This is a genomic window from Pantoea anthophila (genome assembly GCF_006494375.1).
In the GTDB taxonomy this organism is placed as follows: Bacteria; Pseudomonadota; Gammaproteobacteria; order Enterobacterales; family Enterobacteriaceae; genus Pantoea; species Pantoea anthophila.
Genome location: NZ_VHIZ01000012.1, coordinates 26,096 through 51,372, shown reverse-complemented (window position 1 = coordinate 51,372; position 25,277 = coordinate 26,096). Strand labels below are relative to the sequence as shown.

Here is a 25,277-nt window from a genome sequence, read left to right as displayed (position 1 = left end):
ACATGCCGGCGTTCAACCTCAATTCTTATCCGGATTCAGCGGGTGCCGGATTTCACCTCATCGCGCAGCTCACGCCGCAGGATCTTGCCAACGTTGGTCTTGGGGAGCTCATCACGAAACTCAATGATTTTGGGCACCTTGTAGCCGGTCAGCTGACGGCGACAGTGATCGAGCACCTCCTCCTTCGTCAGCGACGCCTCTTTTTTCACGATGCAGACTTTGACCGCCTCACCGGAGAGATCGCTGGGAACCCCGATGGCCGCGGCTTCACGCACTTTCGGGTGCTGCATCAGCACATCTTCGATTTCATTCGGATAGACATTAAAGCCTGACACCAGAATCATATCTTTTTTACGGTCGACGATGCGAATAAAGCCTTCCTGATCAACGGTAACAATATCACCGCTGTGGAGCCAGCCATTTTTCAGGACTTCCGCCGTCGCTTCCGGATGCTGCCAGTAACCCAGCATCACCTGCGGGCCGCTGATGCAGAGCTCGCCCGGCTCGCCCGGTGCCACTTCATTTCCCGCTTCATCCAGGATCAGGACATCGGTCGAGGGCACCGGCAGGCCGATGCTGCCGGTATGACAGCTAATGTCGTAGGGATTGACCGAAACCAGCGGCGAACACTCCGTCAGGCCGTAGCCCTCCAGCAGATAGTGCCCGGTCAGCTTTTCCCAGCGTTCAGCCACGACTTTTTGCACCGCCATCCCGCCGCCCGCGGAAAGCCGCAGCGTGGAGAAATCGAGTTTCGTAAACTGCTCATCGTTCAGCAATGCATTAAACAGCGTGTTGACCCCGGTGATGGCGGTAAACGGAAACCTGCTCAGCTCTTTAACGAAGCCAGGAATATCGCGCGGATTGGTGATCAGCAGGTTCTGGCCGCCCAGCTCAAGGAAAAGCAGCCCGTTCACCGTTAATGCAAAGATGTGATAGAGCGGCAGCGCGGTGACGACGCACTCTTTGCCGTCACGCAGCAGTTTGCCGTAGGTCGCTTTCGTCTGCTCAAGATTCGCCTGCATGTTGCGATGCGTCAGCATCGCCCCTTTAGCCACCCCGGTGGTGCCGCCGGTATATTGCAGGAAGGCGAGATCGTCATTCGACACGGTCGGACGGCGATAATTCAGCGTCGCCCCCACGTCCAGAACCTGACGGAATGAGATAGCGCCCGGCAGATGGTATTTCGGCACCAGCTTTTTGACATACTTGACGACGAAATTCACCAGCGTCGCTTTAATGGGGGCGAGCTGGTCACCCATCCGGGTCAGGATGACATGACGGACCGCGGTTTTTGCCACCACCTTTTCCAGCGTATGCGCGAAGTTGGAGACGATGACAATGGCGCTGGCGCCGCTGTCGTTAAGCTGATGCTTCAGCTCTCGCGGCGTGTAGAGCGGATTGACATTGACCACCACCATTCCCGCGCGCAGCACGCCAAACAGGGCCACCGGATACTGGAGCAGGTTAGGCATCATTAACGCCACCCGGTCACCCGCTTTCAGGCCCAGTTCATGCTGGAGATAGGCGGCAAAGGCGCGGCTCTTCTCCTCCAGCTGGCGATAACTCATTTTCTGACCCATGTTCAGGAACGCGGGTTGATCAGCGTAGCGTTTTGCGGCCTGCTCAAACAGATCCACCAGAGAGGTATAACGATCTGCACTTATTTCGGCAGGCACATCTGCCGGGTAGCGTTTCAGCCAAACCTTATTCAAGGATCCACCCCGATAATTATGTTGTATTTCCATCGCCGCCTCAGCCAATCTGGTTTGTTAACAATATTTTAACTGATTGTACCAGTTTGCCTGTTTCGGCATGTTGAGGTTGCGAAGTCCATCACTAAATTTCGTGCTGTGAAAACAGACAAATAAAAAGCCCGGCAGCGAGCACCGCGACCGGGCTGAATAGCAGGTCTTAATGTTACTCGGTCAGTATGGTCTGCACCTCGGTCGGGCCACTGTTAACCATGCCCCAGTAGGGATTGGGTCCCCAGTATCCCCCGCGATGGCGGGTCGGACCGTACCAGATCCAGGGATCCATGGGCTGTGGCGGTGCGGTTACCTGCTGGGCGAGACGCCAGCGCTGATAACCGCGCACATCGATGACGGCAAATTTGTAATCTGCCTCGCCAATTTTGCCCTGCTCCGTGCCTTTCAGCGTGCCCAGCACCGTGACGTACTGATTTCTGACATCCACCGGATCAACAAAACCGTGGATGTCAGCATAGATCCGGCCGACTGACGCCGCGCCCAGACGAGGTCTGGCGCTCTCATCCAGCGGCTGTGCCGCAATCTCCAGACGGGTTTTGCCGTTCAGGTTGGTGACGTTCACCACCTTACCGCCAAAGCGCGACTCCTGGCCGACATAGATAGCAGGGTCATTCATCACCCGCAGCAGATCCTGCTGAGGCTGAGGGGAACTGCCCTGCAGCGTGTCAGGAATAGAGACACAACCCGTTAACACCAGCACACAGGTCAGCAGCAGACCTGAAAGCCCTTTACCACACATTGACGACATAGACGCTCTCCCGTTAGGTAAAGTCTTAGACTGGACGCATAACAATAAGTTGCGTGCGACTTAGCGGCCAGGTAACTTTTTCCAGGCAACTTCATTGCGCAGGTAGGTCGGCTCCGCCGTTTCCGGCAGCAGGGTATCCCCGTCCGCCAGCGCCAGCGTCGCCAGCGGCAGCATATCCTGTGCGGCAGGCAGGGTCACCTCACTGGCGGTCAGCGTCAGTGCGTGCCCCTGCTGCAATGCCGGGAAGGCTTCCCAGCCGGTGCCGGCGGTCATCCACTCACCGGTAAGCGCCTGCATTCTGGCCACCGCCGCCTCGGGCGTCAGCACGCTTTCGCTGGCTTCACCCTGCCAGCGCCCCTGCTCATCCCGCTGATACTCTGCCCAGTAAACTTCACCCATTCGCGCATCAATGGCGGTCAGTACGCGACGGGCGCCGTGCAGACGCCACGCCCCTTCTGCCATCGTCGCCAGCGTCGAGACCGCAATCATCGGCAGGGCTGCGCCCAGTGCCAGGCCCTGCGCAATACCAATGCCGATACGGACGCCGGTAAAGCTGCCGGGGCCGCGCCCAAAGGCCAGCGCGTCCAGATCGGTCAGTTCCAGCTGACCGGCGAGCAGGAGCTCTTCGACCAGCGGCAAAATACGCTGGGTATGATCGCGCGGGGCGATTTCGAATCGGGCATCGATCTGTTGCTGATTCAGCAACGCGGCTGAACAGGCTTCTGTCGCCGTATCCAGCGCTAAAATTCGGGCTGACATGACTACCTCAGAAGAAAGAAAACGGCGCGCATCTTAGCACAGAATTATGCGTCTGGTTCGGGTTGCTGGCGGATAAAGGCGATGGCGCGACGGATGTCGCGGGTGCGCGGCGTCGGCGGCAGACTGTTCAGGAACAGCGCGCCGTAAGGGCGTGACACCAGCCGTTGATCGCAAATCACCAGCACGCCGCGATCGTCGGTGTCACGGATTAACCGTCCCACCCCCTGCTTCAGGGTGATCACCGCATCCGGCAACTGCACATCCGCAAAGGGATCGCCGCCGCGAATCCGGCAATCTTCCATCCGGGCTTTCAGCAGCGGATCTTCCGGTGAGGTAAAAGGCAGCTTGTCGATGATCACCAGCGACAGAGCATCCCCGCGCACATCCACCCCTTCCCAGAAACTGCTGGTCGCGACCAGCAGCGCATTCCCCTTCTCAATAAACTGCTGCAGCAACTGGCCTTTGCTGGTTTCACCCTGCACCAGCACCGGCAGCGTCATCGAGGCGCGAAATTCGGCCGCCAGCTCACGCATCATCAGGTGTGAAGTACAGAGGAAGAAGCAGCGACCTTTGTTGGCGTCAATCAGCGGCTTCATCATCGTGGCCAGCTGGCGGGCGCCCCCCGGACGGTTAGGCTCAGGCAGATTGCGCGGCACGCAGAGCAGCGCCTGCTTCGCAAAGTCGAACGGGCTGTTGAGGATCAGGCTTTTTGCCGCATTGACACCCAGCCGTTCCGAGAAGTGCGCCATCTTCTCATCCACTGCCAGGGTGGCTGAGGTAAAGATCCACGCGGCTTTACGGTTATCCATCACTTCACGAAAACGCTCCGCGACGGAGAGCGGCGTCAGCGCCAGGATAAAGTGACGTGAGGTACATTCATACCAGTAGCTGTAGCCCGGCTCGTTGATGGCCCGCAGCCGTTTCAGCCGGGTACGATAGAGCGCGGCGCGCTCAAAAGCGGCATCCAGCAGGGCTGAACGTCCCAGAGAGAGCTTGATGACGTCGTAACAGAGTTCGAGCGCATCATCCAGCAGCGTAAACATCCGCAGAATGGCGTTGTCGCTCAGCAGCTCACGCAGATTCCCGCGATAGCCGGGATCGCCCAGTGACAGGCGAAAGTCCTGCGCGCACTGCGCCAGACGGTCAGCGGATTTCTGCAGCTGCTGGGCATCGCGCACCTCGGTGCGGTAGGCGATGATGATATCTTTGGCGAGGTCGAGCAACTGACGGCTGGAGAGCTGCTGGCCAAAGTACTGGCTGGCGATGTCGGGCAGCTGATGGGCTTCGTCAAAGATCATCACATCCGCTTCAGGGATCAGTTCCCCAAAACCGCCCTCTTTAACCACCAGGTCGGCGAGGAAAAGATGGTGGTTCACCACCACCACATCCGCGTCCATGGCGCGCTTTCGCGCCTTCACCACAAAGCACTCTTTGTAACGCGGGCAGTCGGTGCCCAGGCAGTTATCGTTGGTGCTGGTGACCAGTGGCCAGACCGGGCTGTCTTCGGTCACGCCCGCGCAGCTGCTGATGTCGCCATCTTCGGTCTGTGATGACCAGCTGCGCAGCGTCACCAGATCGGTGAGCGCCTGCGCGGTGAGATCGCCACCCGCCATCGACTGCTGTTCCATGCGTTCCAGACAGAGGTAGTTAGAGCGGCCTTTCAGCAGCGCGGTTTTGCCTTTAAACTTCAGCGCCCTGACCATGGTGGGCAGATCGCGCCCATAGAGCTGATCCTGCAGCGCTTTGGATCCGGTCGAGACAATCACTTTTTTATTGGCCCGTAAGGCGGGTGCCAGGTAAGCGTAAGTTTTACCGGTACCGGTACCGGCTTCGACGACCAGTTCACCCTGCTCTTTTACGGCTTCAGAGACCGCCTGTGCCATCTCGCGTTGTGCTTCCCGCGGCTTAAAACCCGGGATACCCAGCGCCAGCGCGCCATCCACTGCAAAATCGTCTGCCACATACCCTCACTAAGAACGGCAAAAACACTGTAATTATGTCAGTATTGCACAGACAAAGCAAAACGGAGGCTTATCAATAAGTTATGCAGGAATGGTCAGTTCTCCGACAGCGTGCGTGTTCTCCTGAACGTGCTGTTAACGCTTCCCCTGCGGCATAAAGTCACATCCAGTGAACGTTTAATTCGCGGTGTCCGTGAATACGGGGAAGAAACGGAGAGGAAATAACCCAGTGCGACGAAAGAGAGACGGGTTTCATTAACGTTGTGCGTGCGCAGGATTATTTAAGCCGGGATTGAACGCTATTTTCATCGCACATGAATCTGCTGCGGAAATAAAGAACCGCAAAACGGCGCACAGGCGGTTTTGCGGTGTTAGCAGAGGGGCGACCGGTGTCAGACATCTCTTACGGTCGGATCGTCTTCCTCATCCTCTTCTTCATCTTCCGGGTAGATCTCAGCATCATCTGGCAATGGCTCATCGTAATCTGGACGTTCAGACATAATTACCTCCGGTGATAAATAGCAGCACTGCTATTTGATCTGATCATAGTTAACCGGCGCCGGAGGCCGCTGAGTTTCCTTGTGAACTGTGAGCCAGGCGTAAGATCGTTGTAACAGATTGAAAACGATCGCGAGGTGACGCCGCGCTGTGCTAGTGCCGGATATAAAACGCGCCCGCCAGCATGGCAATAAACAGCAGGGCAAAGGTAATAAAACCCTGCTTACTGCCTTTAGAGAGACCGACAAAGGCCGATATCACAATAAACAGCAGCGTCAGTGCGCCCGCCATCACCCAAAACAGATACTGCGTATTCGCCATGTGCTCATCCTCATCCTGTGGCGCGATATTTCGCTGATTTATACCATTTTTACGCCTGGCCTGTCCTGCATTCCCGCGCCTCGCCAGCCGGCCGCTGCCGCATTCCGTCCCCGCCTGTCCGCTAAAGCCTGTGACGCAGTCAGCAAATACAGAGGATAACAGCAGGAAATAACCACCCGGATTATAATGATTAAATCGGCCCACCGTTGGGATGTGGCAACCGTAAGCTGACGTGCTGAGACTGGCTTAACGATGTCTTCAGGCTGCGTTAAGCAGATGGCCTTAACCCGACTGCCTGACTCAGGCGGAGGATTGCTATGAATACTTTCCGCATCGGCTCTCTGACTGGCGTGCTGCTGCTCTGCAGCTGTCAGGCCCCCACCCCCGATCAGGCGCGTCTGCAGGAACCCCTCTTTCAGGGCCAGAGCACCCGCACCGTTCCTCAACTCAGCGACTGCATTTATCGCGGCTGGTCTACGACCAGCGTGGTTGCCCGCGATGACACACCCATACCCGGCCCAGCGGCAGTGCGATCAGCGTCTTTACCTGGGAGGATTCTATCTTTGCGGATGTCTCGCCTCACGGGCGAGGGGCAGAGGTCAAATATTTTACCACCTTCCGGATGGCACCTCAGGTGATGGCAGACAGGCAGGCGATTGTTAAGCGCTGCCTGTGAGGGGTGACAGCGATGCGGGGAATATGGCAGGCTACCTCCCACTTTATTCAGGGAGAAGCCGATGAGTATTACCCGTATTGACCCGGAACACCGTATGTCCGAAGCCGTGATCCACAATGACACGATCTACTACACCAGCGTGCCGGAAAACCTGGACGCCGACGCCGAAGCGCAGACGGCCAATGCGCTGGCAGTGATTGATGCGATGCTGACGCGTCTCGGCAGTGACAAGAGCAAAATTCTTGATGCCACGCTGTTTCTGGTGGATAAGGCTGATTTCCCTGCCATGAACCGCGCCTGGGACGCCTGGGTCTCTCCCGGTAATGCACCGGTGCGCTGTACGGTTCAGGCCGGGCTGTTAAATCCAAAGTACAAAATTGAGATAAAAATTATCGCTGCACGTTAAGCAGAGCGGGCGTTATTCTTCTTCGTTTTCGTCATCTTCGTCGTCGAAGAGCGCCCGGATCTGTTCGCCCGAGTGAGTCTGCCGGATCTCCTGCGCCACCTGGGCGATGGCCTGACCACTCGATAACCCCCCTGCCATCAATTCCTGAATACGCTCGACGGCCTGCTGCTGCTGCTCATGAGAGAGCGCCGGTAATCCTGTAAACATGTTCTGCTCCTGTGTTGGGTCAGACAGTATCCCACGCGGAACTAACAGGTGCCAGTCAGGAAAAAATATGTCAGTCTGACCGCCTCTTTGCTTGCTGATTTTTCTGCCCGATGATTGTTGAAACCCTCACGCTTGATTATACCCCGGATGCGCTGACCCGGCGTTTTGCCCCCATTGCCCATCTGCCCTGGGCGATGCTGCTCTCCTCCGCCCAGGCCAGCCACAGCGATAACCGCTTTGATATTCTGACGGCCAATCCCCGCGCCACCCTGGTGACCCGCGGGGCGATCACCTCGATCAGCGATCGCAGCGGCACCCGTGAATCGGCCGCCGACCCTCTGCTGCTGGTGCAGCAGCAGTGCGATGCGCTGGGCGTGACGCCTGCCGCCAGTGAGACGCTGCCGTTCCAGGGCGGCGCGCTGGGTCTGTTTGGCTACGACCTGGGCCGCCGGTTTGAAACGCTGCCCGCCAGAGCCGAGGCCGACCTCATCACGCCCGATATGGCCGTAGGGATCTATGACTGGGCGCTGATTGCCGATCACCATCAGCAGACCCTGACCCTGGTGGCGCTGGAGACGGCGCAGGCGCGGCTCGCCTGGCTGACACAGTGGCCCGCGCGTGAGGCGCTGCCCTTTTCACTGACCAGCGGCTGGCGTTCTAATCTGAGCTACGCCGACTATGCCGCCCGCTTCGCGGCGGTTCAGGACTATATCCAGGCCGGTGACTGCTACCAGGTTAATCTGGCGCAGCGTTTTCAGGCGGCTTATCAGGGAGATGAGTGGCAGGCGTTCTGTCAGCTGAATGATGCTAACCGTGCGCCGTTCAGCGCTTTTCTTCGCCTGCCGGAGAGTGCCATCCTCAGCCTGTCGCCGGAGCGTTTCCTCTCGCTGAATAACCGGCAGATCGAAACCCGCCCGATTAAGGGAACCCGGCCACGCTGCGCGGACCCGATAGCGGATGCCCAGCAGGCGGAGGCGCTGCGCCATGCGGAGAAAGATCGGGCCGAGAACCTGATGATCGTCGACTTACTGCGTAATGACATTGGCCGCGTGGCGCAGCCCGGCTCCGTTACCGTGCCGGCACTGTTTGAGGTGGAACCCTTCCCCGCCGTGCATCATCTGGTGAGTACGGTTCGTGCGCGACTGCCCGACCCTCTGCAGGCCACCGACCTGCTGCGGGCCTGTTTTCCGGGAGGCTCGATTACCGGCGCGCCCAAGATCCGGGCCATGGAGATCATCGATGAGCTGGAGCCCCAGCGGCGCAATGCCTGGTGCGGCAGCATTGGCTATCTCAGCCTCTGTGGGCGGATGGATAGCAGCATCACCATTCGCACCCTGATTGCCGAGGGCCAGCAGCTCTACTGTGCAGCCGGTGGCGGTCTGGTGGCAGACAGCGATCCGCACGCGGAATATCAGGAGACGCTGGACAAAGTGAGCCGGATCTTACCGGCACTGGAACAATCGGGAGGTTCAGTTGGCTCTGACGCTTGAGACTTTTCGCTGCCGCTTTCTGTTGCAGCAGCCGGCGCGCACGACGCAGCGCCTCTCTGGCCGGCACGCGGCAGTCCTCGTGCCCATCGTGGCGCGGCCTGAGCCGGGCCTGTTGCTGACGCAGCGCTCGCACGCCCTGCGCAAACATGCCGGACAGGTCGCCTTTCCCGGCGGAATGCAGGATGACGACGACGCTTCGCTGATCGCCACAGCACTCCGCGAGGCCCATGAAGAAGTGGGCATCGAACCGCAGCAGGTCGAGATACTGGGTTCGCTGCCTGCGGTGACCAGCAGTACCGGTTTTCAGGTGACGCCGGTGCTGGGGATCATTCCGGCCAGTCTGCGTTTAACCCTCAACCCGGATGAGGTGCACAGCGCCTTTGAGATGCCGCTGGCTGAGGCGTTACAGCTCAGCCGCTACAGTTCGCTGGAGGTTCACCGGGCCGGTGTCCGGCACCCGGTCTGGCTGTCACGCTATCAGGATTATCTGGTGTGGGGGATGACCGCCGGAATTATCCGCGCACTGAGCACGCAGATCGCTTTCTGACCCCTTTTCCCGCATGAGCCTCCCGGAAGCCCGTCAACTCCCTGCCGGGCCCCGCTATAATATTTTCTATCGGTTTTGATAAGTTTATTTCATGCGAAAAGCTGCTCTTTTCCGGTGCATGACCATTACTATTAGCGCCATAAACTGCCCCGGCAGAGTGAGAATAATTGTGAGGAGTGTCACCTGTGATTAGTGTTTTCGACATGTTCAAAGTGGGCATCGGCCCCTCGAGTTCGCATACTGTCGGCCCGATGAAAGCGGGTAAACAGTTTGTGGACTTGCTGTGCGAACAGGGAAAGCTGCAGGAGGTCACCCGGATCGCTGTGGATGTCTACGGTTCCCTGTCGCTGACCGGCAAGGGTCACCACACCGACATCGCCATCATTATGGGTCTGGCGGGCGAATCGCCGGACACCGTCGATATTGATGCGATCCCCGCCTTTATCAAAGACGTTGAGCAGCGTGAGCGACTGCTGGTGGCGAAAGGTGCACACGAAGTCGACTTCCCGCGCGAAGGCGGCATGGTGTTTCGCAGTGAGAATCTCTCGCTGCATGAAAATGGCCTGCGCCTGCTGGCCTTTGCCGGCGACCTGCTGATCCTGTCAAAAACCTACTATTCCGTGGGTGGCGGGTTCATTGTTGATGAAGAGCATTTCGGCCAGTCGGCGCTGGATGAGGTCTCGGTTCCGTGGCCGTTCCACTCTGCCAAAGATCTGCTGGCGCACTGCCGTGAAACCGGCCTGTCACTCTCCGGCCTGGTGATGAAGAATGAGCTGGCGCTGCACAGCCGCGACGAGATCCATGCCTACTTCGCCACGATCTGGCAGACAATGCAGGCCTGTATCGATCGCGGTCTGAATACCGAGGGCGTCCTGCCCGGTCCTCTGCGTGTGCCACGCCGCGCCGCGTCGCTGCGTCGCCTGCTCACCTCCTCAACCAAACACTCCAGCGACCCGATGATTGTGATCGACTGGATCAATATGTTTGCGCTGGCCGTCAATGAAGAGAACGCGGCGGGCGGCCGGGTGGTGACCGCCCCGACGAACGGTGCCTGCGGTATCGTGCCTGCGGTGCTCGCCTACTACGATCACTTTATCGAACCCGTAGCGCCCGATATCTTCCTGCGTTACTTCCTCGCCTCGGGGGCGATTGGCGTGCTCTATAAGATGAACGCCTCCATCTCGGGCGCAGAAGTGGGCTGCCAGGGTGAAGTCGGCGTTGCCTGCTCCATGGCGGCGGCCGGGCTGGCTGAGCTGCTGGGCGGCAGCCCGGAGCAGGTCTGCGTGGCGGCTGAGATCGGCATGGAGCATAACCTGGGTCTGACCTGTGACCCGGTCGCCGGACAGGTGCAGGTGCCCTGCATTGAGCGTAATGCTATCGCCTCTGTCAAAGCGATTAACGCCGCGCGTATGGCCCTGCGCCGCACCAGTGAGCCGCGCGTCTCTCTGGATAAGGTTATCGAGACGATGTATGAAACCGGCAAAGACATGAATGCCAAGTATCGTGAAACCTCCCGCGGCGGTCTGGCCATTAAAGTACAGTGTGATTAAGCGAAACGTTTAAACGTTCAAATAACGTGCAAACGTAATCAAATCCGCATCCTGCGCTATCTCAGCGCAGGTTTACACGGTAGAGTATTTTCCGCGCAGCCGTCCGGCCTGCGCAGCTATCCAGACCCGCTTTTCTGCATTCCGGCCTCAATTTTAATGGGGCCGTGCCGATATTAACCCCGATATTTTTTGCTTTTTTCTGGCTTTAGGGAAGGTGGATACTGATGTATATGGCCCAGCAATTTGTTGGACAATTCAGACGAAAGCGTTTGCTTATTGCACTGTCAATCGCCACCGTAGTGCTGATACTCACGCTGGCCTTTCGCTATATCGAAGAGAAGTCACGTATTGAGCAGCAGGCAATGGATTTTGCCGACAAAGCGATTATGCGCTTTGACCGGATGTTCTCGCCGCTGGAGGTATCCGCCAATAACACGCTGGGTCTGGTCGGCGTCCCCTGTCAGGACGTTCGCTTTCCGCTGATTGAAAAAATCTCTTCCCTGCAGACCGTCCGGGCGATTCTGCTGGTGGATAACGACAGCATCTACTGCTCCAGTATTTACGGGCCTCGCGCCATCCCCTTCAGCCAGACCTACCCCGATTTAGCTTTTAATAACCAGCGCATGACCCTGTCCACCGACCAATACCTGCTGAAAGGCTCGCCGGTTCTGCTGCTGTGGACCCCCAGAAGCCTCGATAACCGCGCCGGGATTCTGCAGGTAATTAACATCGAGATGATGAGCAACTATGTGCTCGAACCGCAGCTGCCCTGGGTGGAACGTGCCGTGTTCAACGTCAACGGCCAGAGTCTGGAGTATGGTAATCCCCTTATTGAGCCGACCGTACCCTCGGAAGAGGAGGTGAGCTATGAGCAGGGCTCGCTGCGTTACCCCTTTACTCTGACGCTCTATGGTCCCTCACCGACCCGACTGGCGCTGGCAACCCTGCCCTCACAACTGCCGCTGGCGCTGCTGCTCAGTCTGCTGATGGGCTACATTGTCTGGCTGGCGACAGCAAACCGGATGAGCCTGAGCTGGCAAATCAGTTATGGCATCACGGCTAATGAGTTTATGGTCTACTGTCAGCCGCTGATCAACAGCAGCAGCGGCGAGTGCGACGGCATCGAGCTGCTGCTGCGCTGGCATAACCCCCGCCAGGGCTGGATTGCACCGGATGTGTTCATCCCGCTGGCCGAACGTCAGAACCTGATTAAGCCGCTGACCCGCTTTGTGCTGAATGAGGTGGTCAGGCAGTTACCCCAGTTACCGGATGACCAAGACTTTCATATCGCTATCAACGTCGCTGCCAGCCATTTCCGGGACCGTGCCATCCTGCAGGATCTTCAGAATCTCTGGTGGCCTGCCAATCCGGTGCCGAAGCTGGTGGTCGAGCTGACCGAGCGGGATGCCCTGCCGGTGGTCGATCAGTCGGTGATTGCGCAACTGCACGAGATCGGCGTGCGACTGGCAATTGATGACTTTGGCACCGGTCACAGCTCGCTCTCCTATCTGAAGGATTTGCAGCCTGACGTGCTGAAGATCGACAAGATATTCACGGCGGCCATCGGCACGGACGCGATCAACGCGACGGTAACGGATATGGTGATTTCCCTGGCGCAGCGCCTGAACATCAGCCTGGTGGCCGAGGGAGTAGAAACGGCTGAGCAGGCCGCCTACCTGTGCGAACGCGGTGTGGATCATCTGCAGGGCTACTATTTCGCCCGCCCGATGCCGCTGGAGGACTTTCCGGCCTGGCTGACGCAGCACCGGCTGGAGGTGCGGCAGCCCTCATAACCGGACGCGTCGGAAGCGATGTGTCCTGGCGCTTTGCCGCCACCGATAAAAAAAACAGCCGTGGCGGTCAGGCAGCGGCTGTCGGAGAGAGTCAGCGCGGCCTCAGTAACAGACCGCGCATCGAAAAACGTTACGCCTCTTCATCCTCATCGTGTGGCTTATCTTTAGTGACGCGCACCAGATCGATACGGTAGTCGGTCGCTTCGATAATCTGAAAGTGCAGCGGACTGATATCGATCACGTCGCCCGGAAGCGGCAACTGCCCTTTCTGCGCAATCAGCAGACCCGCCAGCGAGGCGTGATCTTCGGTCGGATCGACCAGTTCATGGAAGTCGAGCAGCTGCTGCAGCGAGTGCAGATCGGTGCCGCCCTTCACTAACCAGCCATCCCCATCAGCCACGATCTCCGGCGTTTCATCTTCATCCGGAAATTCACCCGCAATCGCTTCCAGCACGTCCAGCGGCGTAATCAGCCCCTGCACGACGCCAAACTCATTGGTGACGATGACGAAGCTGCCACGTGCACGACGCAGCACGCCAAGCAGGTTAATCGGGTCCAGCGTTTCAGGCACCACGATGGTGGGCGTATTCGCTGCAAACGTCGCCACATCCACGCCATGCTCCAGCGCCACCAGCAGCTCTTTCGCCCGCACCACACCGATAATTTCATCCAGCTCGCCCCGGCAGACCGGGAAGAGGCTGTGAGGCGTATCCAGCAGCTGATCGCGAATCTCATCCAGCGGACGGTTTGCATCGACCCAGGAGATCTCGCCGCGCGGCGTCATGATGCTGCGGATGGAGCGGGACGCCAGCGTCAGTACGCCATTAATCATGAAGCGCTCTTCATCTTTAAAGGCTTCCTGCGGCATCGCCTCGGCCAGCGCAGACTCTTCGCTGCTGCCTGCATTGCTGCTGCTCGCCGTCTGCGCGCGGTTGCGACCGCCCATCAGGCGCAGAATCGCCTCTGCGGTGCGCTCACGCATCGGCCGGTTTGACTGATGGCGGATAAAGTTCCGGCGTGCAATCTGGTTGAACAGCTCAATCAGGATTGAGAAGCCAATCGCCGCATAGAGGTAACCTTTCGGAATATGGAAACCAAAGCCTTCTGCCACCAGCGACAGGCCGATCATCAGCAGGAAGCTCAGGCAGAGCACCACCACCGTCGGATGCGCGTTAACGAAGTTGGTTAAGGGTTTGGACGCCAGCAGCATCACACCCATCGCAATCACCACGGCGGTCATCATCACCGGCAGGTGGTTCACCATACCCACGGCGGTGATAACGGCATCCAGTGAGAACACCGCGTCCAGTACCACAATCTGTGTCACCACGGCCCAGAAACTGGCATAACCGCGGTTCCCGCCGCCCTCGAGCTGACGGTTCTCCAGCCTTTCGTGCAGCTCCATGGTCGCTTTGAACAGCAGGAACAGGCCCCCGGCCAGCAGGATTAAATCACGACCGGCAAAGCTGAAACCGCCGACGCTGAAGAGCGGCGTGGTGAGCGTAACCATCCAGGAGATCAGCGAGAGCAGACCCAGACGCATCACCAGCGCCAGCGACAGGCCGATCAGGCGCGCTTTATCACGCTGCTTCGGCGGCAGTTTGTCGGCCAGAATGGCAATAAACACCAGGTTGTCGATGCCCAGGACGATTTCCAGTACGACAAGCGTCAGTAAACCCGCCCAGATTGAGGGGTCGAATAAAAATTCCATTATTTATGACTCCTGAACAGGGAAAAGAGTAAGCCGGTGTCTGTCGGCGCAGCGAGGCGTGACATCCGGGTCGTCGGGAAAACAGAGAAAACGCCGTCAGGCGAAAGGTGACGCGCCAGCAGGCGCAAAGAACAGATTAAGCGACGTCGGTGACGATCCATAAAGGTGGGCTGAAGCCCGACACTCCTGAGTAATAAACAGAAGGCTAATGTATCAGGTCGGTAAATGGCGTCAAAAAATTTTCTTATTTTTACAATCTGCAATGAGGTTGATCGTATGCATAAAACGATTCACTCGTTCTGCCGTGGGGTAAATAACTGACCAATGTCACAAAATTTATTTTTTCGATCACTAAAATAAATCGCGACCTAACCGCCTTAACGGTGTTAACCGATGATTTCTGGCGCTCAGCCAGTCATCGCCAGCACCCTGTTAAAAATAACCGAAACGATTCTGACAGGGCTATTTACTCAGATGAGCTTCTTTAGTGAACGGAGGTAGCACGTGACCATTGCGATTGTAATTGGTACTCACGGCTGGGCAGCGGAACAACTGCTTAAAACGGCAGAAATGCTGTTAGGTGAGCAGGAGAACGTCGGCTGGATAGACTTTGTGCCGGGTGAAAATGCAGAAACACTGATCGAAAAATATGAAACGCAGCTGGCAAAACTGGATACGACGCAGGGGGTACTCTTTTTAGTCGATACCTGGGGTGGCAGTCCATTTAATGCGGCCAGCCGTATCGTGGTGGATAAACCGCAGTATGAGGTCATCGCCGGGGTCAATATCCCGATGCTGGTCGAAACGCTGATGGCGCGCGATGACAACCCGACGCTCGGCGAGCTGGTGGCAGTGGCGGTTGAGACCGGCCGTGAAGGCGTTAAAGCGCTGAAAGCCAAAGAGGAGGCACCCGCGCCCGCCGCCGCAAAACCGGCTGCGCCCGCGCAACCGGCTAAGCCGATGGCCCCCGGCGACCATATGAAGATCGGGCTGGCGCGTATCGATGATCGCCTGATCCACGGCCAGGTCGCGACGCGCTGGACCAAAGAGACAAACGTTCAGCGCATTATTGTGGTCAGCGATGAGGTGGCAAAGGATCACGTCCGCAAAACCCTGCTGACGCAGGTCGCGCCGCCCGGCGTGACGGCGCATGTGGTCGATGTCGATAAGATGGTTCGGGTGTGGAATAACCCAAAGTATGGTCAGGATCGGGTGATGCTGCTGTTTACCAACCCCACCGACGTTCTGCGCGTGGTGGAACAGGGTGTCGATATCAGGACCGTCAACATCGGCGGGATGGCGTTCCGTCAGGGAAAAACCCAGGTCAACAATGCGGTTTCGGTGGATGAAAAAGATATCGCCGCCTTCCGCAAACTGAATGAACGCAATATTGAACTGGAAGTGCGTAAGGTTTCCAGCGATCAGAAACTGAAAATGATGGATCTGATTGCGAAAGTAAACGCGTAACAGAAGAGCTGCTGCGCCCGCGTTTCCGGGCTCATTTTCGCTATCCTGCTGAGGACAAGAAGTATGATGGAAATAACCTCGCTACAAATTATTCTGATTTTTATCGTTGCCTGTATTGCCGGCATGGGGTCGATTCTGGATGAGTTCCAGTTTCACCGTCCGCTGGTGGCCTGTACCCTGATTGGTATCGTGCTGGGAGATATGAAAACCGGCATTATCATCGGCGGGACGCTGGAGATGATTGCGCTGGGCTGGATGAACATCGGTGCCGCCGTGGCCCCCGATGCCGCTCTCGCCTCCATCATCTCCACCATTCTGGTGATCGCGGGCGGTCAGAGTGTGGGAGCCGGTATTGCGCTGGCCATCCCGCTGGCCGCCGCCGGACAGGTGCTGACTATCATCGTGCGAACCCTGACCGTCGCCTTCCAGCATGCCGCGGACAAAGCCGCAGAGAAAGGCAACCTCACCGCTATCTCCTGGATCCATGTCTCTGCCCTGCTGCTGCAGGCGATGCGTATCGCTATCCCGGCTCTGATCGTGGCGATCTCCGTCGGCACCAGTGCGGTTCACGCCCTGCTCAGTTCGATCCCTGAGGTGGTCACCAATGGTCTGAATATCGCGGGCGGCATGATTGTGGTGGTCGGTTACGCGATGGTCATCAACATGATGCGCGCGGGCTACCTGATGCCCTTCTTCTATCTCGGCTTTGTCACCGCGGCCTTTACCAACTTTAACCTGGTGGCGCTGGGGGTCATTGGCGTGGTGATGGCGGTGCTCTACATTCAGCTCAGCCCGAAATACAACCGTGTAGCGGGGGCCCCTTCCGGCCCGGCGACCGCGAACGATCTTGATAACGAACTCGATTAAGGAACAGGTGATCACATGGTTGATATTACGAAAGTCGAAAAGAAACTGACACCCGGTGACGTCCGCGCCGTCTTTATGCGCTCGAACCTGTTTCAGGGATCGTGGAACTTTGAACGTATGCAGGCGCTGGGCTTCTGCTTCTCAATGGTGCCGGTGATCCGCCGTCTCTATCCGGAGAATAATGATGAGCGCAGGCAGGCAATCAAGCGCCATCTGGAGTTCTTCAACACCCACCCTTATGTGGCCGCGCCGGTGCTCGGCGTTACCATGGCGATGGAGGAGCAGCGTGCCAACGGCGCGCCTATCGACGACGGTGCCATCAACGGCCTGAAAGTCGGTCTGATGGGCCCGCTCGCCGGTGTCGGCGACCCGATCTTCTGGGGCACCGTGCGTCCGGTGTTTGCCGCACTGGGTGCCGGCATCGCAATGAGCGGCAGCCTGCTGGGCCCCTTGCTGTTCTTTGTGCTGTTTAACCTGGCGCGCCTGCTGACCCGCTACTACGGCGTGGCGTATGGCTATCGCAAAGGGATCGATATCGTCAGCGATATGGGCGGCGGATTCCTGCAGAAGCTCACGGAGGGCGCCTCGATTCTCGGCCTGTTTGTGATGGGCGCGCTGGTGAACAAGTGGACGCACGTCAACATCCCGCTGGTGGTGTCGCGTATCACCGACTCCACCGGTAAGACCACCGTCACCACGGTGCAGTCGATCCTCGACCAGCTGATGCCTGGCATCGTGCCGCTGCTGCTGACCTTCGGCTGTATGTGGCTGTTGCGCCGTAAGGTCAACGCGCTGTGGATTATCGTTGGCTTCTTTGCCATCGGTATTTTTGGTTACTGGATCGGCCTGCTCGGTCTGTAATCACACCCGGCCGGGCGCGCTGGCGCCCGGCTTTTAAGCGAAGTGAGCTGAGCCACAACCGGCTGAGCTCACCCCGTTTGAGGTCAGATGTTATGTCATTAACTGATGCGCTGATCGCGCTCTGCATTGCCGCCCTGCTGCTGTTCGCCCTTTATGACGAGGTGATTCTGCCGCGTCGACGCGGGCCTGTCCGCTTGCGGGTCGCCCTGCAGCGACGGCACAAAATCGACAGCCTGATTTTCATCGGGCTGCTGCTGATTCTGCTGGGAAACAACATCAGCCATCACGGCCCGCAGCTCACCACCACCCTGCTGATGGTGCTGAGCTTTCTGGCGTTCTGGCTTTTCTGGCTGCGCAGGCCCACGCTACTGATGAAGGCCGAAGGGTTATTTTATGCCGGTGTCTGGATTGATTACCGGCGGATTCAGGGCATGAATCTCTCTGAGGATGGCATTCTGGTCATTCAGCTGGAGCAGCGCCGGCTGCTGATTGCGGTGCAGCAGCTCGACGACCTGGAGCGCATCTATAATACGCTGGTTGAGGCGCGCTAATCGCGCTGCCACTGCGTCAGGGTAAAGTCGGCATCACAACTGAATGAGTCGCTCTGCTGCAGCGTCTCCCAGACCGCCTCCCGTGCCCGCCACGCAAAAGGCGTCATCTGCAGCAGGGTCGTTGCGGCCCCGCCCGTCAGCGCCATCGGATAACGCAGCGTATGCTGCGCCATCTGCCGGAAGCCCGGGTAGGTTTTCTGCTCTGGCGCATGCAGCTGCACGTCGCGATAGATCAGGGCTTTAAACTGCTGCAGATGATGCGGTCCCGGCGTTACCGTCAGTACCGTGCCGCCGGGCCTCAGGACGCGGGCCAGTTCCGCTTCATTGCAGGGCGCGTAAATCCGCACCACGGCATCCAGCGAGCCTTCGGCAAACGGCAGACGCTGGCTGGAGGCCACGCAGAACCGCACCGCGGGATAACGCTTAGCGGCGAGGCGGATAGCCATTCTGGCCACATCCAGTCCATACACCTGTCCGCCTTCCCCTGCCGCCTCTGCCAGCGCAGCGGTGTAGTAGCCTTCGCCACAGCCGATATCCAGAATCTGGCTCTCCGGCAGGTTCAGCACCGGTTGCAGCAGCGCGACGACCTGCTCACGCAGCGGCTGATAATAGCCCGCCTGCAGAAATTCCCGTCGAGCCTGCATCATCTCTGCACTGTCACCTGGCTCACGCGACCGTTTATGCTGAACGGGCAGCAGATTGACATACCCCTCTTTCGCCTGATCAAACTGATGGCGATTCTCGCAGGACCAGCTGCGGGCATGGAAAGTCAGAGGAGAGTGGCAAAGCGGGCAAATCAACGACATAGGGGACTCCGGCATCAGATAACGCGGCGCAGTGTAACCTTATCGTTTACGCATCGGAAGCATAAAGAAAGCCCCGGCCGACCGGCCAGGGCTTTGAGAATCCATATCAGGGTGCGATGCACCGAGGCGGAGTCGAATCAGATAGCAGTGACGTTAACAGCTGCCGGGCCTTTCTGGCCATCCTGAATTTCGAACTCAACGCTCTGGCCTTCAGCCAGGGTTTTGAAACCATTGCCCTGGATGGCAGAGAAGTGTACGAACACATCTTTGCTGCCGTCTGCAGGGGTGATAAAACCAAAACCTTTAGACTCGTTGAACCACTTAACCTGACCTTTAATCTTTGCCATTTTGCAAATTCCTTTAGATGTTTATTTAGCCCGAAGGCTGTCTTACAGAAAAACCAGAGACGTTACTGCATGAGGCACTAATTAAGGTTCGGCAAGGAAGCGGTATTCAACGTCAACGTCTTTACTCGTACTTCTTCACTGAAGATGCCATGCATAAACAGAACTGTACCTCGTTTAACCCACGAATTGTTATCACATATCCTAAAAACAATGGCAAGCCATTTTTAAAGTCTCAGAGAGGCAGCACGCACAATTGCCAGAAGGCTCACACAGCCTGTTCTGTCGCGGCGCTAAAACCCGGCATAAATATAATGAACCCGCAGGTTCATTTCCTCCGGATGCCTTCTCGTCCGGGCTAACTCAATGGATACCATAAGAAATTAATATTTCACAAATATGGCAGTAAGCGAATTGATAAGCGAAGCGACAGGAAAGCGAAGCAGCAATAACCTGACGTTAATCCTGTACGACACTTTTTATTTGGTACAGGTATCTTCTCTACTGCACCAAAAACAGGAAACTGCTCTGAGCTCTGCTCCAATAAAAGCAGCCGCGCGACTCCGGCTTATTAAAAATTTAACCATTAATGTGATAAAAAAAGATTTCTGTTAAAAAAGCCGGTGTAACCGGCTCCCCCGGCTCCAGGATTATTCCTGGGGTGGATTATTCAGGCTGCGGCTTTCGCCTATTCGCCATGGCGTGAAGCTGCCCTGCTCCTCCTCTGCCCGCCGCAGTGCCGCAGCCAGTTCCTGCGGAGGCGCATCCAGTGGCTCATCAGCCAGTTCAAATACGCCCCAGTGAATAGGCAGCGTCAGCGGTCTGCCCGCCGCCTGCCAGAGTGCCACGGCCTGATCGGGGTCCATATGCTGGCCTGCCATGAACCATTTCGGTGCATAGGCACCAATCGGTAAGGCTGTCACGCTGAAGGGGCCAAGCCGGGCGGGGATCGCCAGCAGGCTGTCGCTGTAGCCACTGTCACCGGAGAACCAGAAGCGCACGGAGGATGAACGTACGACCCAGCCGCACCAGAGCGAACGGTTGCGATCGCGGGGCGACCGCATACTCCAGTGACGCGCCGGAACCGCATCAAAACAGAGATCGCCCACCCTGACCTGCTGCCACCAGTCAGCCTGATGTACCTGCTGCACTCCCCGGGCGCGGCACCACGCCGCCAGGCCCAGCGGCACAACAAAGGTGGCCTGCGGAAAACGCCGGACAATCGCTTTGACCGTCGGCCGATCCAGATGGTCGTAATGATTGTGAGAAATCAGCACGACATCCAGATGCGGCAGGTCAGCAATGCTGAGCGGCGCAGGGGTTTTGCGCTGCGGTCCGGCAAAAGAGAACGGCGAGGCGCGGGATGAGAGGGCGGGATCGATCAGAATGTAACGCTGATTGAGCCGCAACAGCACGGCGGCATGGCCCAGCCACCAGAGGCGATCGTCACTGCCGCTGAGATCGGCGGGTTGCCACCACTCTTCAACAAAAGCGTCATAGCCCTGTTGCGGTGGCATCGGAAGACCCTGCGCTTTTCGCTCCCGACGCCAGCGCCGGAGATCGCCAGGCTGACGCTCTTCCGACTCAGGGTTACGGAAGCCCTCTGGCGTATGGTGCGCTTTACTACTGTCATACCACGGATTCTTCCCGCTCATCCCGCCTCTCTGTTCTGATTAACGTTCCGGGATTAACCGGATAAAGTCGCGCTTCTCCCGCTCATCCTCGGGTTTTTTACTCTCCGCGCCGGGCTGCAGCTCAATCAGACGACGCAGCAGCTGATTCTGTTTTTTCTGCTCTTCCAGCAGCGATTCCAGCAAACGAATCTGCTCACCGGCTCGAACGCTGGCACGATTAACGAAGAACCAGGCGATAAACGCCACAATCAAAATGATGACCAGCAGGCCATAGCTGACCAGGGGGCCCGGATTTGCGGCTAACTCATTCATAACTGCCTCATAAAACAAAGTGAAAACGCCAGAACACGACAACCGCGTATTCTACCTGTCGCCATCACAAAAGATAATGGGGTTAACGGCAAAGCAGAATTTGCCGTTTCAGTTATCTCTGATCGATTCCCGCCGAAAAGCCAGGCATGCTGCTATCATTCTGACCGGCAGCACCAGGTGGAGCGCTGAGTTACCTTTCACAAGGAGATACAATGAAACTGTTTATTCGCATGGTAGGCTTGCTGGCGGTGATCTGGCTGGCGATGCTCTTTACCGGTTATGGCGTGTTAACCGGCAGCACTAAGAATGCAGCGGGACTGGGCCTGCAGTGCAGCTATCTTACCGCGCGCGGTGTGATTAACGCCCAGTATCTGCACACGGACAGCGGCGTGGTCGGCGTAACCGATTGTCCGCTGCTGAAGAAAAGCGGAGAAGTGATCGATAACTGATGAAAGCGCGGGCCGCATGGCCCGCGCTGTTCAGAAAGGATAGGCGTGAAAGCCCATTTCCGAGGAAATCGTTCGCGCCGCCCGCTGCAGCATCTCCACATAATCCTGACGCGCCTCTTCTGAAAAACGGATCGTGGGGAAAGAGAGGCTGAGGCCGGCAATCACCACCCCGAAGCGATCAAAGACCGGCACCGCGAGGCAGCGTAACCCCTCCTCCTGCTCTTCATTATCTTCGCCATAACCCTGCGCCTTCACCTCGTCCAGCGCCGCCAGCAGGGCGTCCGCGCTCATCAGCGTATTCGGCGTGCTGCGTCTGAACTCCACCTGCCGCAGAATCTCTTCCGTTTCCTCGCGGTCGCGCCAGGCGAGCAGCACCTTGCCAATCGCGGTGGAATAGAGCGGATTGCGGCGACCAATGCGCGAATACATGCGCAGGTTATAGAGCGAGTCGATTTTATGGATGTAGACAATGCTCTCCTCTTCCAGCGCGCCCAGATGCACGGTCTCACGGGTCAGACGCGACAGCTCCCGCATCTGCAGATCCGCGCTGCGGATCAAATCGACATTCTGCAGCGCCTTCGCCCCCAGCTCGAACAGTTTGAGCGTCAGGGAGTACTTTTCGCTCTCACCTTCCTGGGTGACATAGCCCAGCGTTTTCATGGTTTGCAGAAAACGGTAGACCGTGCTTTTTGACATCATCACGCGCTGCGCCAGCTCAGTGATGCTGTGGTCGCGCTCTTCACCCAGCGCCTGCAAAATGCCAAACACTTTCAGCACGGAGGAGACAGAATCGGGCTGTTTGCCATTTTCAGCAGAGGACATCGCGCACCTTGTTCAATCAGTTACAGAAATAAGACAGAACGCCAGTATAGAGTGACGCAGCGGAAAGCGGCAATGGTTTCACCCCGGTGTCGCCGGTCACGCGATCTTTTTCACCTCCGGACGCTGCAATTTCGCGTCAATTTCATTAGCATGATGATATTCACCCTCTTTAGTAATTAACCTATGACACTCTCCCCTCCTCAGGATGGTTTACCCGGCGCTCAGCGCTATATGGCGATTATCACCATCGCGCTCGGACTCACGATGGCGGTATTAGATGGCGCGATCGCCAACGTGGCGCTGCCCACCATCTCACGTGAACTGAACGCCAGCCCGGCGCAGTCCATCTGGATAGTGAACGCCTATCAGATTGCGATTATCGTCTCGCTGCTGTCGCTCTCCTTCCTCGGTGACATGCTGGGCTATCGTCGCGTGTATCAGACAGGACTGGCGCTGTTTATTGTGACGTCGGTCTTCTGCGCCTTCTCCACCTCACTCACCATGCTGACCTGCGCCCGCGTTCTGCAGGGTCTGGGCGGCGCGGCGCTGATGAGCGTCAATACCGCCCTGATACGCATTATCTATCCGCAGCGCTATCTGGGCCGCGGTATGGCCATCAACTCGCTGGTGGTGGCGGTTTCGACGGCGGCGGGCCCGACGGTGGCGGCCGCCATTCTGTCGGTGGCGAGCTGGAAATGGCTGTTTCTGATTAACGTCCCGCTGGGTGCCGTGGCACTCTGGCTGGCGCTGCGGACGCTGCCCGATAATCCGCAGAAAGCCACTACGCAGAAATTTGATGTGCCCAGCGCCATCATGAACGCCCTGTTCTTTGGGCTGATCATCTCCGCATTGAGCGGTTTTGCTCAGGGTCAGAGTCACCTGCTGGTGCTGTCAGAAGTGATCGGACTGCTGGTTGTCGGGTGGTTCTTCATCCGTCGCCAGCTCGCGATGACGGTGCCGCTGTTACCGGTTGACCTGCTGCGTATCCCGATTTTCAGCCTGTCGATGGGGACGTCGGTCTGTTCGTTCTGCGCGCAGATGCTCGCCATGGTGTCGCTGCCCTTCTTTCTGCAAAACGTCCTGCAGCGTGATGAGGTGGCCACCGGTTTACTCCTGACGCCCTGGCCGCTGGCCACCATGGTGTTTGCGCCGATTGCCGGCCGGCTGATTGGGCGGGTGCACGCCGGGCTGCTGGGGGGCATCGGTCTGGCGATGTTCGCGCTGGGGCTGTTTCTGCTTGCCTGGCTGCCGGCGAATCCCGGCGATGGCGATATCATCTGGCGCATGATGCTGTGCGGTGCCGGTTTCGGGCTGTTTCAGTCGCCCAACAACCATACCATTGTCACCTCAGCGCCCCGCCATCGCAGCGGCGGTGCCAGCGGCATGCTGGGTACCGCGCGTCTGCTGGGTCAGAGTGCGGGTGCCGCGCTGGTTGCGCTGATGTTTAATCTGTTTGATGCGCAAGGCACGCACGCCTCGCTGCTGCTGGCGGGCAGTTTTGCCGCCGTAGCGGCGCTGGTCAGCGTGTCACGGATGACGCAGAACCGCGCCTGAGGGCCGAAAAAGAAAAGGCGACCCGGGGGTCGCCTTTTTTATGCCGCTCAGGGCTATTTCAGATACTGGCCGCTGCGCAGGGCTTCAATACGCTTGTCCAGCGGGGGATGCGACATAAACAGCTCGCTGAACGACTTGCCTTTGCCGTTGATGCAGAACGCCATCATGCTGCTCGGCTCCTGCGGTTCATAGCTGGTTTTCAGACGCTGCAGCGCGGCAATCATCTTCTCACGGCCGACCAGCTTCGCTGAACCGGCATCGGCGTGGAACTCGCGGTGACGGGAGAACCACATGGTGATGATGCTGGCAAGAATACCGAATACCAGCTCCAGCACCATCGACACCGCAAAATAGACCAGCGGGTTGCCGTTGCTGCTCTCTTCGCCATCGTCACGGTTGCCGGACATGAAGCCCGCCGCGATCTGCGCCAGAATGCGGGACACGAAAATCACGAAGGTGTTCACCACACCCTGAATCAGGGTCATAGTGATCATGTCGCCGTTCGCGATATGCGACACTTCGTGCGCCAGGACCGCTTCAGCCTCATCGCGGCTCATGTTCTGCAGCAGACCGGTTGAAACCGCCACCAGCGAGGCGTTACGACGTGCACCCGTGGCAAAGGCGTTGATGTCAGGCGCGTGATAGATCGCGACCTGTGGCATCGCAATGCCCGCCTGTTGAGCCTGACGGCCGATCGTCTCCATCAGCCAGCGCTCCGTTTCATTGCGCGGCTGTTCAATCACTTCACCACCCACCGATCGCAGTGCCATCCACTTCGACATCAGCAGTGAAACAAACGCACCGCCGAAGCCAAACAGGCCTGCCATGATCATCAGGCCCTGGACACTGCTTGACTGGATCCCTGTCAGGCTGAGAATCAGCCCGAATACCAACATCACAGCCAGGTTGGTCATCAGGAAAAGAGCAATACGCATCATAATCGTTAATCTTCCTCAGTAGTTCACGCGCCTATACGCGGATAGATATCCTATGTGCATTGGGGCGCTTTTCAAGCGACCTTAACGTTTAAGTGCCTAAAAAGACATAACTTTACATTTTGTCACGCCTGCTGCGCCGACCTTCACGCTGGCACGATTACAGCGGCTAATGATTACGGCGGAATGGCCCTCCCGCAGGCAAAAAAAAGCACCGCCAGGCGGTGCTTTTTCTCATAGCC

General features: G+C 57.8%; 24 protein-coding genes. 11 read left to right on the top strand and 13 right to left on the bottom strand.

Annotation, left to right across the window (positions count from 1 at the left end):
- Positions 1 to 35 precede the first annotated feature (35 nt).
- The 5 genes from fadD to FJW00_RS22265 form a co-directional block, all read right to left on the bottom strand.
- A complete protein-coding gene (gene fadD / locus FJW00_RS01625) occupies positions 36 to 1,712 on the bottom strand; it encodes a long-chain-fatty-acid--CoA ligase FadD (protein ID WP_140922924.1) in 1,677 nt (558 codons plus the stop codon).
- Between the two features lie 205 nt (positions 1,713 to 1,917).
- Positions 1,918 to 2,514, bottom strand: a complete 597-nt coding sequence (locus FJW00_RS01620) for a Slp family lipoprotein (RefSeq protein WP_033736224.1) — start codon at positions 2,512 to 2,514, stop codon at positions 1,918 to 1,920.
- A gap of 60 nt (positions 2,515 to 2,574) precedes the next feature.
- Positions 2,575 to 3,273: a tRNA (adenosine(37)-N6)-threonylcarbamoyltransferase complex dimerization subunit type 1 TsaB gene (gene tsaB / locus FJW00_RS01615; RefSeq protein WP_140028621.1), complete on the bottom strand. Its 699-nt coding sequence runs from the start codon at positions 3,271 to 3,273 to the stop codon at positions 2,575 to 2,577.
- Positions 3,274 to 3,317: 44 nt separating this feature from the next.
- Positions 3,318 to 5,234, bottom strand: a complete 1,917-nt coding sequence (gene yoaA, locus FJW00_RS01610; protein WP_140922923.1) for a DNA repair helicase YoaA — start codon at positions 5,232 to 5,234, stop codon at positions 3,318 to 3,320.
- A gap of 651 nt (positions 5,235 to 5,885) precedes the next feature.
- Entirely contained in the window at positions 5,886 to 6,053 is a 168-nt protein-coding gene (locus FJW00_RS22265) for a hypothetical protein (RefSeq protein ID WP_009089835.1), read from the bottom strand.
- Between the two features lie 737 nt (positions 6,054 to 6,790).
- Here FJW00_RS22265 and FJW00_RS01600 point away from each other — a divergent pair.
- Positions 6,791 to 7,135, top strand: coding sequence for a RidA family protein (locus FJW00_RS01600; protein ID WP_009089831.1), 345 nt, complete (start codon positions 6,791 to 6,793; stop codon positions 7,133 to 7,135).
- A 12-nt stretch (positions 7,136 to 7,147) separates the two neighbouring features.
- Here FJW00_RS01600 and FJW00_RS01595 read toward each other — a convergent pair whose 3' ends face one another.
- The gene (locus FJW00_RS01595) at positions 7,148 to 7,342 is read right to left on the bottom strand and encodes a YoaH family protein (RefSeq protein WP_009089830.1); all 195 of its coding nucleotides are present in this window, start codon (positions 7,340 to 7,342) and stop codon (positions 7,148 to 7,150) included.
- Positions 7,343 to 7,452: 110 nt separating this feature from the next.
- On the opposite strand from FJW00_RS01595, the gene pabB reads away from it, so the two are divergent.
- From pabB to pdeD, 4 genes are all read left to right on the top strand, one after another.
- Complete coding sequence (gene pabB / locus FJW00_RS01590) at positions 7,453 to 8,832, top strand: aminodeoxychorismate synthase component 1 (protein ID WP_140922922.1); 1,380 nt, start codon at positions 7,453 to 7,455, stop codon at positions 8,830 to 8,832.
- Positions 8,816 to 9,379 (top strand): CoA pyrophosphatase, encoded by a 564-nt coding sequence (locus FJW00_RS01585; protein WP_140028624.1) that lies wholly within the window; start codon positions 8,816 to 8,818, stop codon positions 9,377 to 9,379. Before pabB ends, FJW00_RS01585 begins: the two co-directional genes overlap by 17 nt.
- 185 nt (positions 9,380 to 9,564) lie before the next feature.
- On the top strand, positions 9,565 to 10,929 hold the full coding sequence (locus FJW00_RS01580) for an L-serine ammonia-lyase (protein ID WP_140922921.1): 1,365 nt from the start codon (positions 9,565 to 9,567) through the stop codon (positions 10,927 to 10,929).
- Between the two features lie 224 nt (positions 10,930 to 11,153).
- Positions 11,154 to 12,722, top strand: a complete 1,569-nt coding sequence (pdeD, locus tag FJW00_RS01575; RefSeq protein ID WP_140922920.1) for a cyclic di-3',5'-guanosine monophosphate phosphodiesterase PdeD — start codon at positions 11,154 to 11,156, stop codon at positions 12,720 to 12,722.
- 130 nt (positions 12,723 to 12,852) lie between these two features.
- Here the strand turns inward: pdeD and FJW00_RS01570 are convergent, their stop codons facing one another.
- The gene (locus tag FJW00_RS01570; RefSeq protein WP_046101951.1) at positions 12,853 to 14,433 is read right to left on the bottom strand and encodes a TerC family protein; all 1,581 of its coding nucleotides are present in this window, start codon (positions 14,431 to 14,433) and stop codon (positions 12,853 to 12,855) included.
- 504 nt (positions 14,434 to 14,937) lie between these two features.
- Between FJW00_RS01570 and manX the strand changes: the two genes are divergently transcribed.
- The 4 genes from manX (at position 14,938) to FJW00_RS01545 (ending at position 18,179) form a co-directional block, all read left to right on the top strand.
- Positions 14,938 to 15,900: a PTS mannose transporter subunit IIAB gene (manX, locus tag FJW00_RS01560; RefSeq protein WP_140922919.1), complete on the top strand. Its 963-nt coding sequence runs from the start codon at positions 14,938 to 14,940 to the stop codon at positions 15,898 to 15,900.
- Positions 15,901 to 15,966: 66 nt separating this feature from the next.
- Entirely contained in the window at positions 15,967 to 16,767 is an 801-nt protein-coding gene (locus FJW00_RS01555; protein WP_009089820.1) for a PTS mannose/fructose/sorbose transporter subunit IIC, read from the top strand.
- A gap of 15 nt (positions 16,768 to 16,782) precedes the next feature.
- Positions 16,783 to 17,628 (top strand): PTS mannose transporter subunit IID, encoded by an 846-nt coding sequence (locus FJW00_RS01550; RefSeq protein ID WP_009089819.1) that lies wholly within the window; start codon positions 16,783 to 16,785, stop codon positions 17,626 to 17,628.
- A 92-nt stretch (positions 17,629 to 17,720) separates the two neighbouring features.
- Positions 17,721 to 18,179 (top strand): DUF986 family protein, encoded by a 459-nt coding sequence (locus FJW00_RS01545; RefSeq protein ID WP_009089817.1) that lies wholly within the window; start codon positions 17,721 to 17,723, stop codon positions 18,177 to 18,179.
- On the opposite strand, the gene rlmA is transcribed toward FJW00_RS01545, so the two are convergent.
- From rlmA to FJW00_RS01520, 4 genes are all read right to left on the bottom strand, one after another.
- The gene (gene rlmA / locus FJW00_RS01540) at positions 18,176 to 18,985 is read right to left on the bottom strand and encodes a 23S rRNA (guanine(745)-N(1))-methyltransferase (protein WP_140922918.1); all 810 of its coding nucleotides are present in this window, start codon (positions 18,983 to 18,985) and stop codon (positions 18,176 to 18,178) included. The two genes, FJW00_RS01545 and rlmA, sit on opposite strands and share 4 nt — an antisense overlap.
- Positions 18,986 to 19,122: 137 nt before the next feature.
- A complete protein-coding gene (cspE, locus tag FJW00_RS01535) occupies positions 19,123 to 19,332 on the bottom strand; it encodes a transcription antiterminator/RNA stability regulator CspE (protein ID WP_003852684.1) in 210 nt (69 codons plus the stop codon).
- Between the two features lie 647 nt (positions 19,333 to 19,979).
- A complete protein-coding gene (locus tag FJW00_RS01525) occupies positions 19,980 to 20,984 on the bottom strand; it encodes an MBL fold metallo-hydrolase (RefSeq protein ID WP_140922917.1) in 1,005 nt (334 codons plus the stop codon).
- An 18-nt stretch (positions 20,985 to 21,002) separates the two neighbouring features.
- Positions 21,003 to 21,275: a YebO family protein gene (locus FJW00_RS01520; RefSeq protein ID WP_009089811.1), complete on the bottom strand. Its 273-nt coding sequence runs from the start codon at positions 21,273 to 21,275 to the stop codon at positions 21,003 to 21,005.
- 212 nt (positions 21,276 to 21,487) lie between these two features.
- Between FJW00_RS01520 and FJW00_RS01515 the strand changes: the two genes are divergently transcribed.
- Entirely contained in the window at positions 21,488 to 21,724 is a 237-nt protein-coding gene (locus FJW00_RS01515; RefSeq protein ID WP_009089809.1) for a YobH family protein, read from the top strand.
- A gap of 30 nt (positions 21,725 to 21,754) precedes the next feature.
- Here FJW00_RS01515 and kdgR read toward each other — a convergent pair whose 3' ends face one another.
- Positions 21,755 to 22,546 (bottom strand): DNA-binding transcriptional regulator KdgR, encoded by a 792-nt coding sequence (kdgR, locus tag FJW00_RS01510; RefSeq protein WP_046101956.1) that lies wholly within the window; start codon positions 22,544 to 22,546, stop codon positions 21,755 to 21,757.
- Positions 22,547 to 22,729: 183 nt separating this feature from the next.
- Between kdgR and FJW00_RS01505 the strand changes: the two genes are divergently transcribed.
- Positions 22,730 to 24,100 carry an MFS transporter gene (locus FJW00_RS01505; protein WP_140922916.1) on the top strand — a complete coding sequence of 457 codons (1,371 nt, stop codon included), beginning with the start codon at positions 22,730 to 22,732 and terminating at the stop codon, positions 24,098 to 24,100.
- A gap of 53 nt (positions 24,101 to 24,153) precedes the next feature.
- On the opposite strand, the gene htpX is transcribed toward FJW00_RS01505, so the two are convergent.
- On the bottom strand, positions 24,154 to 25,038 hold the full coding sequence (gene htpX / locus FJW00_RS01500) for a protease HtpX (protein ID WP_009089804.1): 885 nt from the start codon (positions 25,036 to 25,038) through the stop codon (positions 24,154 to 24,156).
- Between the last annotated feature and the right edge of the window lie 239 nt (positions 25,039 to 25,277).

What these genes read in the sequence shown, in the direction of transcription:
- FJW00_RS01620 (WP_033736224.1), bottom strand. Translation starts at nt 2,514, where the DNA reads ATGTCGTCAATGTGTGGTAAAGGGCTTTCAGGTCTGCTGCTGACCTGT.
- tsaB (WP_140028621.1), bottom strand. Translation starts at nt 3,273, where the DNA reads ATGTCAGCCCGAATTTTAGCGCTGGATACGGCGACAGAAGCCTGTTCA.
- FJW00_RS22265 (WP_009089835.1), bottom strand. Translation starts at nt 6,053, where the DNA reads ATGGCGAATACGCAGTATCTGTTTTGGGTGATGGCGGGCGCACTGACG.
- FJW00_RS01600 (WP_009089831.1), top strand. Translation starts at nt 6,791, where the DNA reads ATGAGTATTACCCGTATTGACCCGGAACACCGTATGTCCGAAGCCGTG.
- FJW00_RS01595 (WP_009089830.1), bottom strand. Translation starts at nt 7,342, where the DNA reads ATGTTTACAGGATTACCGGCGCTCTCTCATGAGCAGCAGCAGCAGGCC.
- pabB (WP_140922922.1), top strand. Translation starts at nt 7,453, where the DNA reads ATGATTGTTGAAACCCTCACGCTTGATTATACCCCGGATGCGCTGACC.
- pdeD (WP_140922920.1), top strand. Translation starts at nt 11,154, where the DNA reads ATGTATATGGCCCAGCAATTTGTTGGACAATTCAGACGAAAGCGTTTG.
- FJW00_RS01570 (WP_046101951.1), bottom strand. Translation starts at nt 14,433, where the DNA reads ATGGAATTTTTATTCGACCCCTCAATCTGGGCGGGTTTACTGACGCTT.
- FJW00_RS01555 (WP_009089820.1), top strand. Translation starts at nt 15,967, where the DNA reads ATGGAAATAACCTCGCTACAAATTATTCTGATTTTTATCGTTGCCTGT.
- FJW00_RS01550 (WP_009089819.1), top strand. Translation starts at nt 16,783, where the DNA reads ATGGTTGATATTACGAAAGTCGAAAAGAAACTGACACCCGGTGACGTC.
- FJW00_RS01545 (WP_009089817.1), top strand. Translation starts at nt 17,721, where the DNA reads ATGTCATTAACTGATGCGCTGATCGCGCTCTGCATTGCCGCCCTGCTG.
- rlmA (WP_140922918.1), bottom strand. Translation starts at nt 18,985, where the DNA reads ATGTCGTTGATTTGCCCGCTTTGCCACTCTCCTCTGACTTTCCATGCC.
- cspE (WP_003852684.1), bottom strand. Translation starts at nt 19,332, where the DNA reads ATGGCAAAGATTAAAGGTCAGGTTAAGTGGTTCAACGAGTCTAAAGGT.
- FJW00_RS01525 (WP_140922917.1), bottom strand. Translation starts at nt 20,984, where the DNA reads ATGAGCGGGAAGAATCCGTGGTATGACAGTAGTAAAGCGCACCATACG.
- FJW00_RS01520 (WP_009089811.1), bottom strand. Translation starts at nt 21,275, where the DNA reads ATGAATGAGTTAGCCGCAAATCCGGGCCCCCTGGTCAGCTATGGCCTG.
- FJW00_RS01515 (WP_009089809.1), top strand. Translation starts at nt 21,488, where the DNA reads ATGAAACTGTTTATTCGCATGGTAGGCTTGCTGGCGGTGATCTGGCTG.
- kdgR (WP_046101956.1), bottom strand. Translation starts at nt 22,546, where the DNA reads ATGTCCTCTGCTGAAAATGGCAAACAGCCCGATTCTGTCTCCTCCGTG.
- FJW00_RS01505 (WP_140922916.1), top strand. Translation starts at nt 22,730, where the DNA reads ATGACACTCTCCCCTCCTCAGGATGGTTTACCCGGCGCTCAGCGCTAT.
- htpX (WP_009089804.1), bottom strand. Translation starts at nt 25,038, where the DNA reads ATGATGCGTATTGCTCTTTTCCTGATGACCAACCTGGCTGTGATGTTG.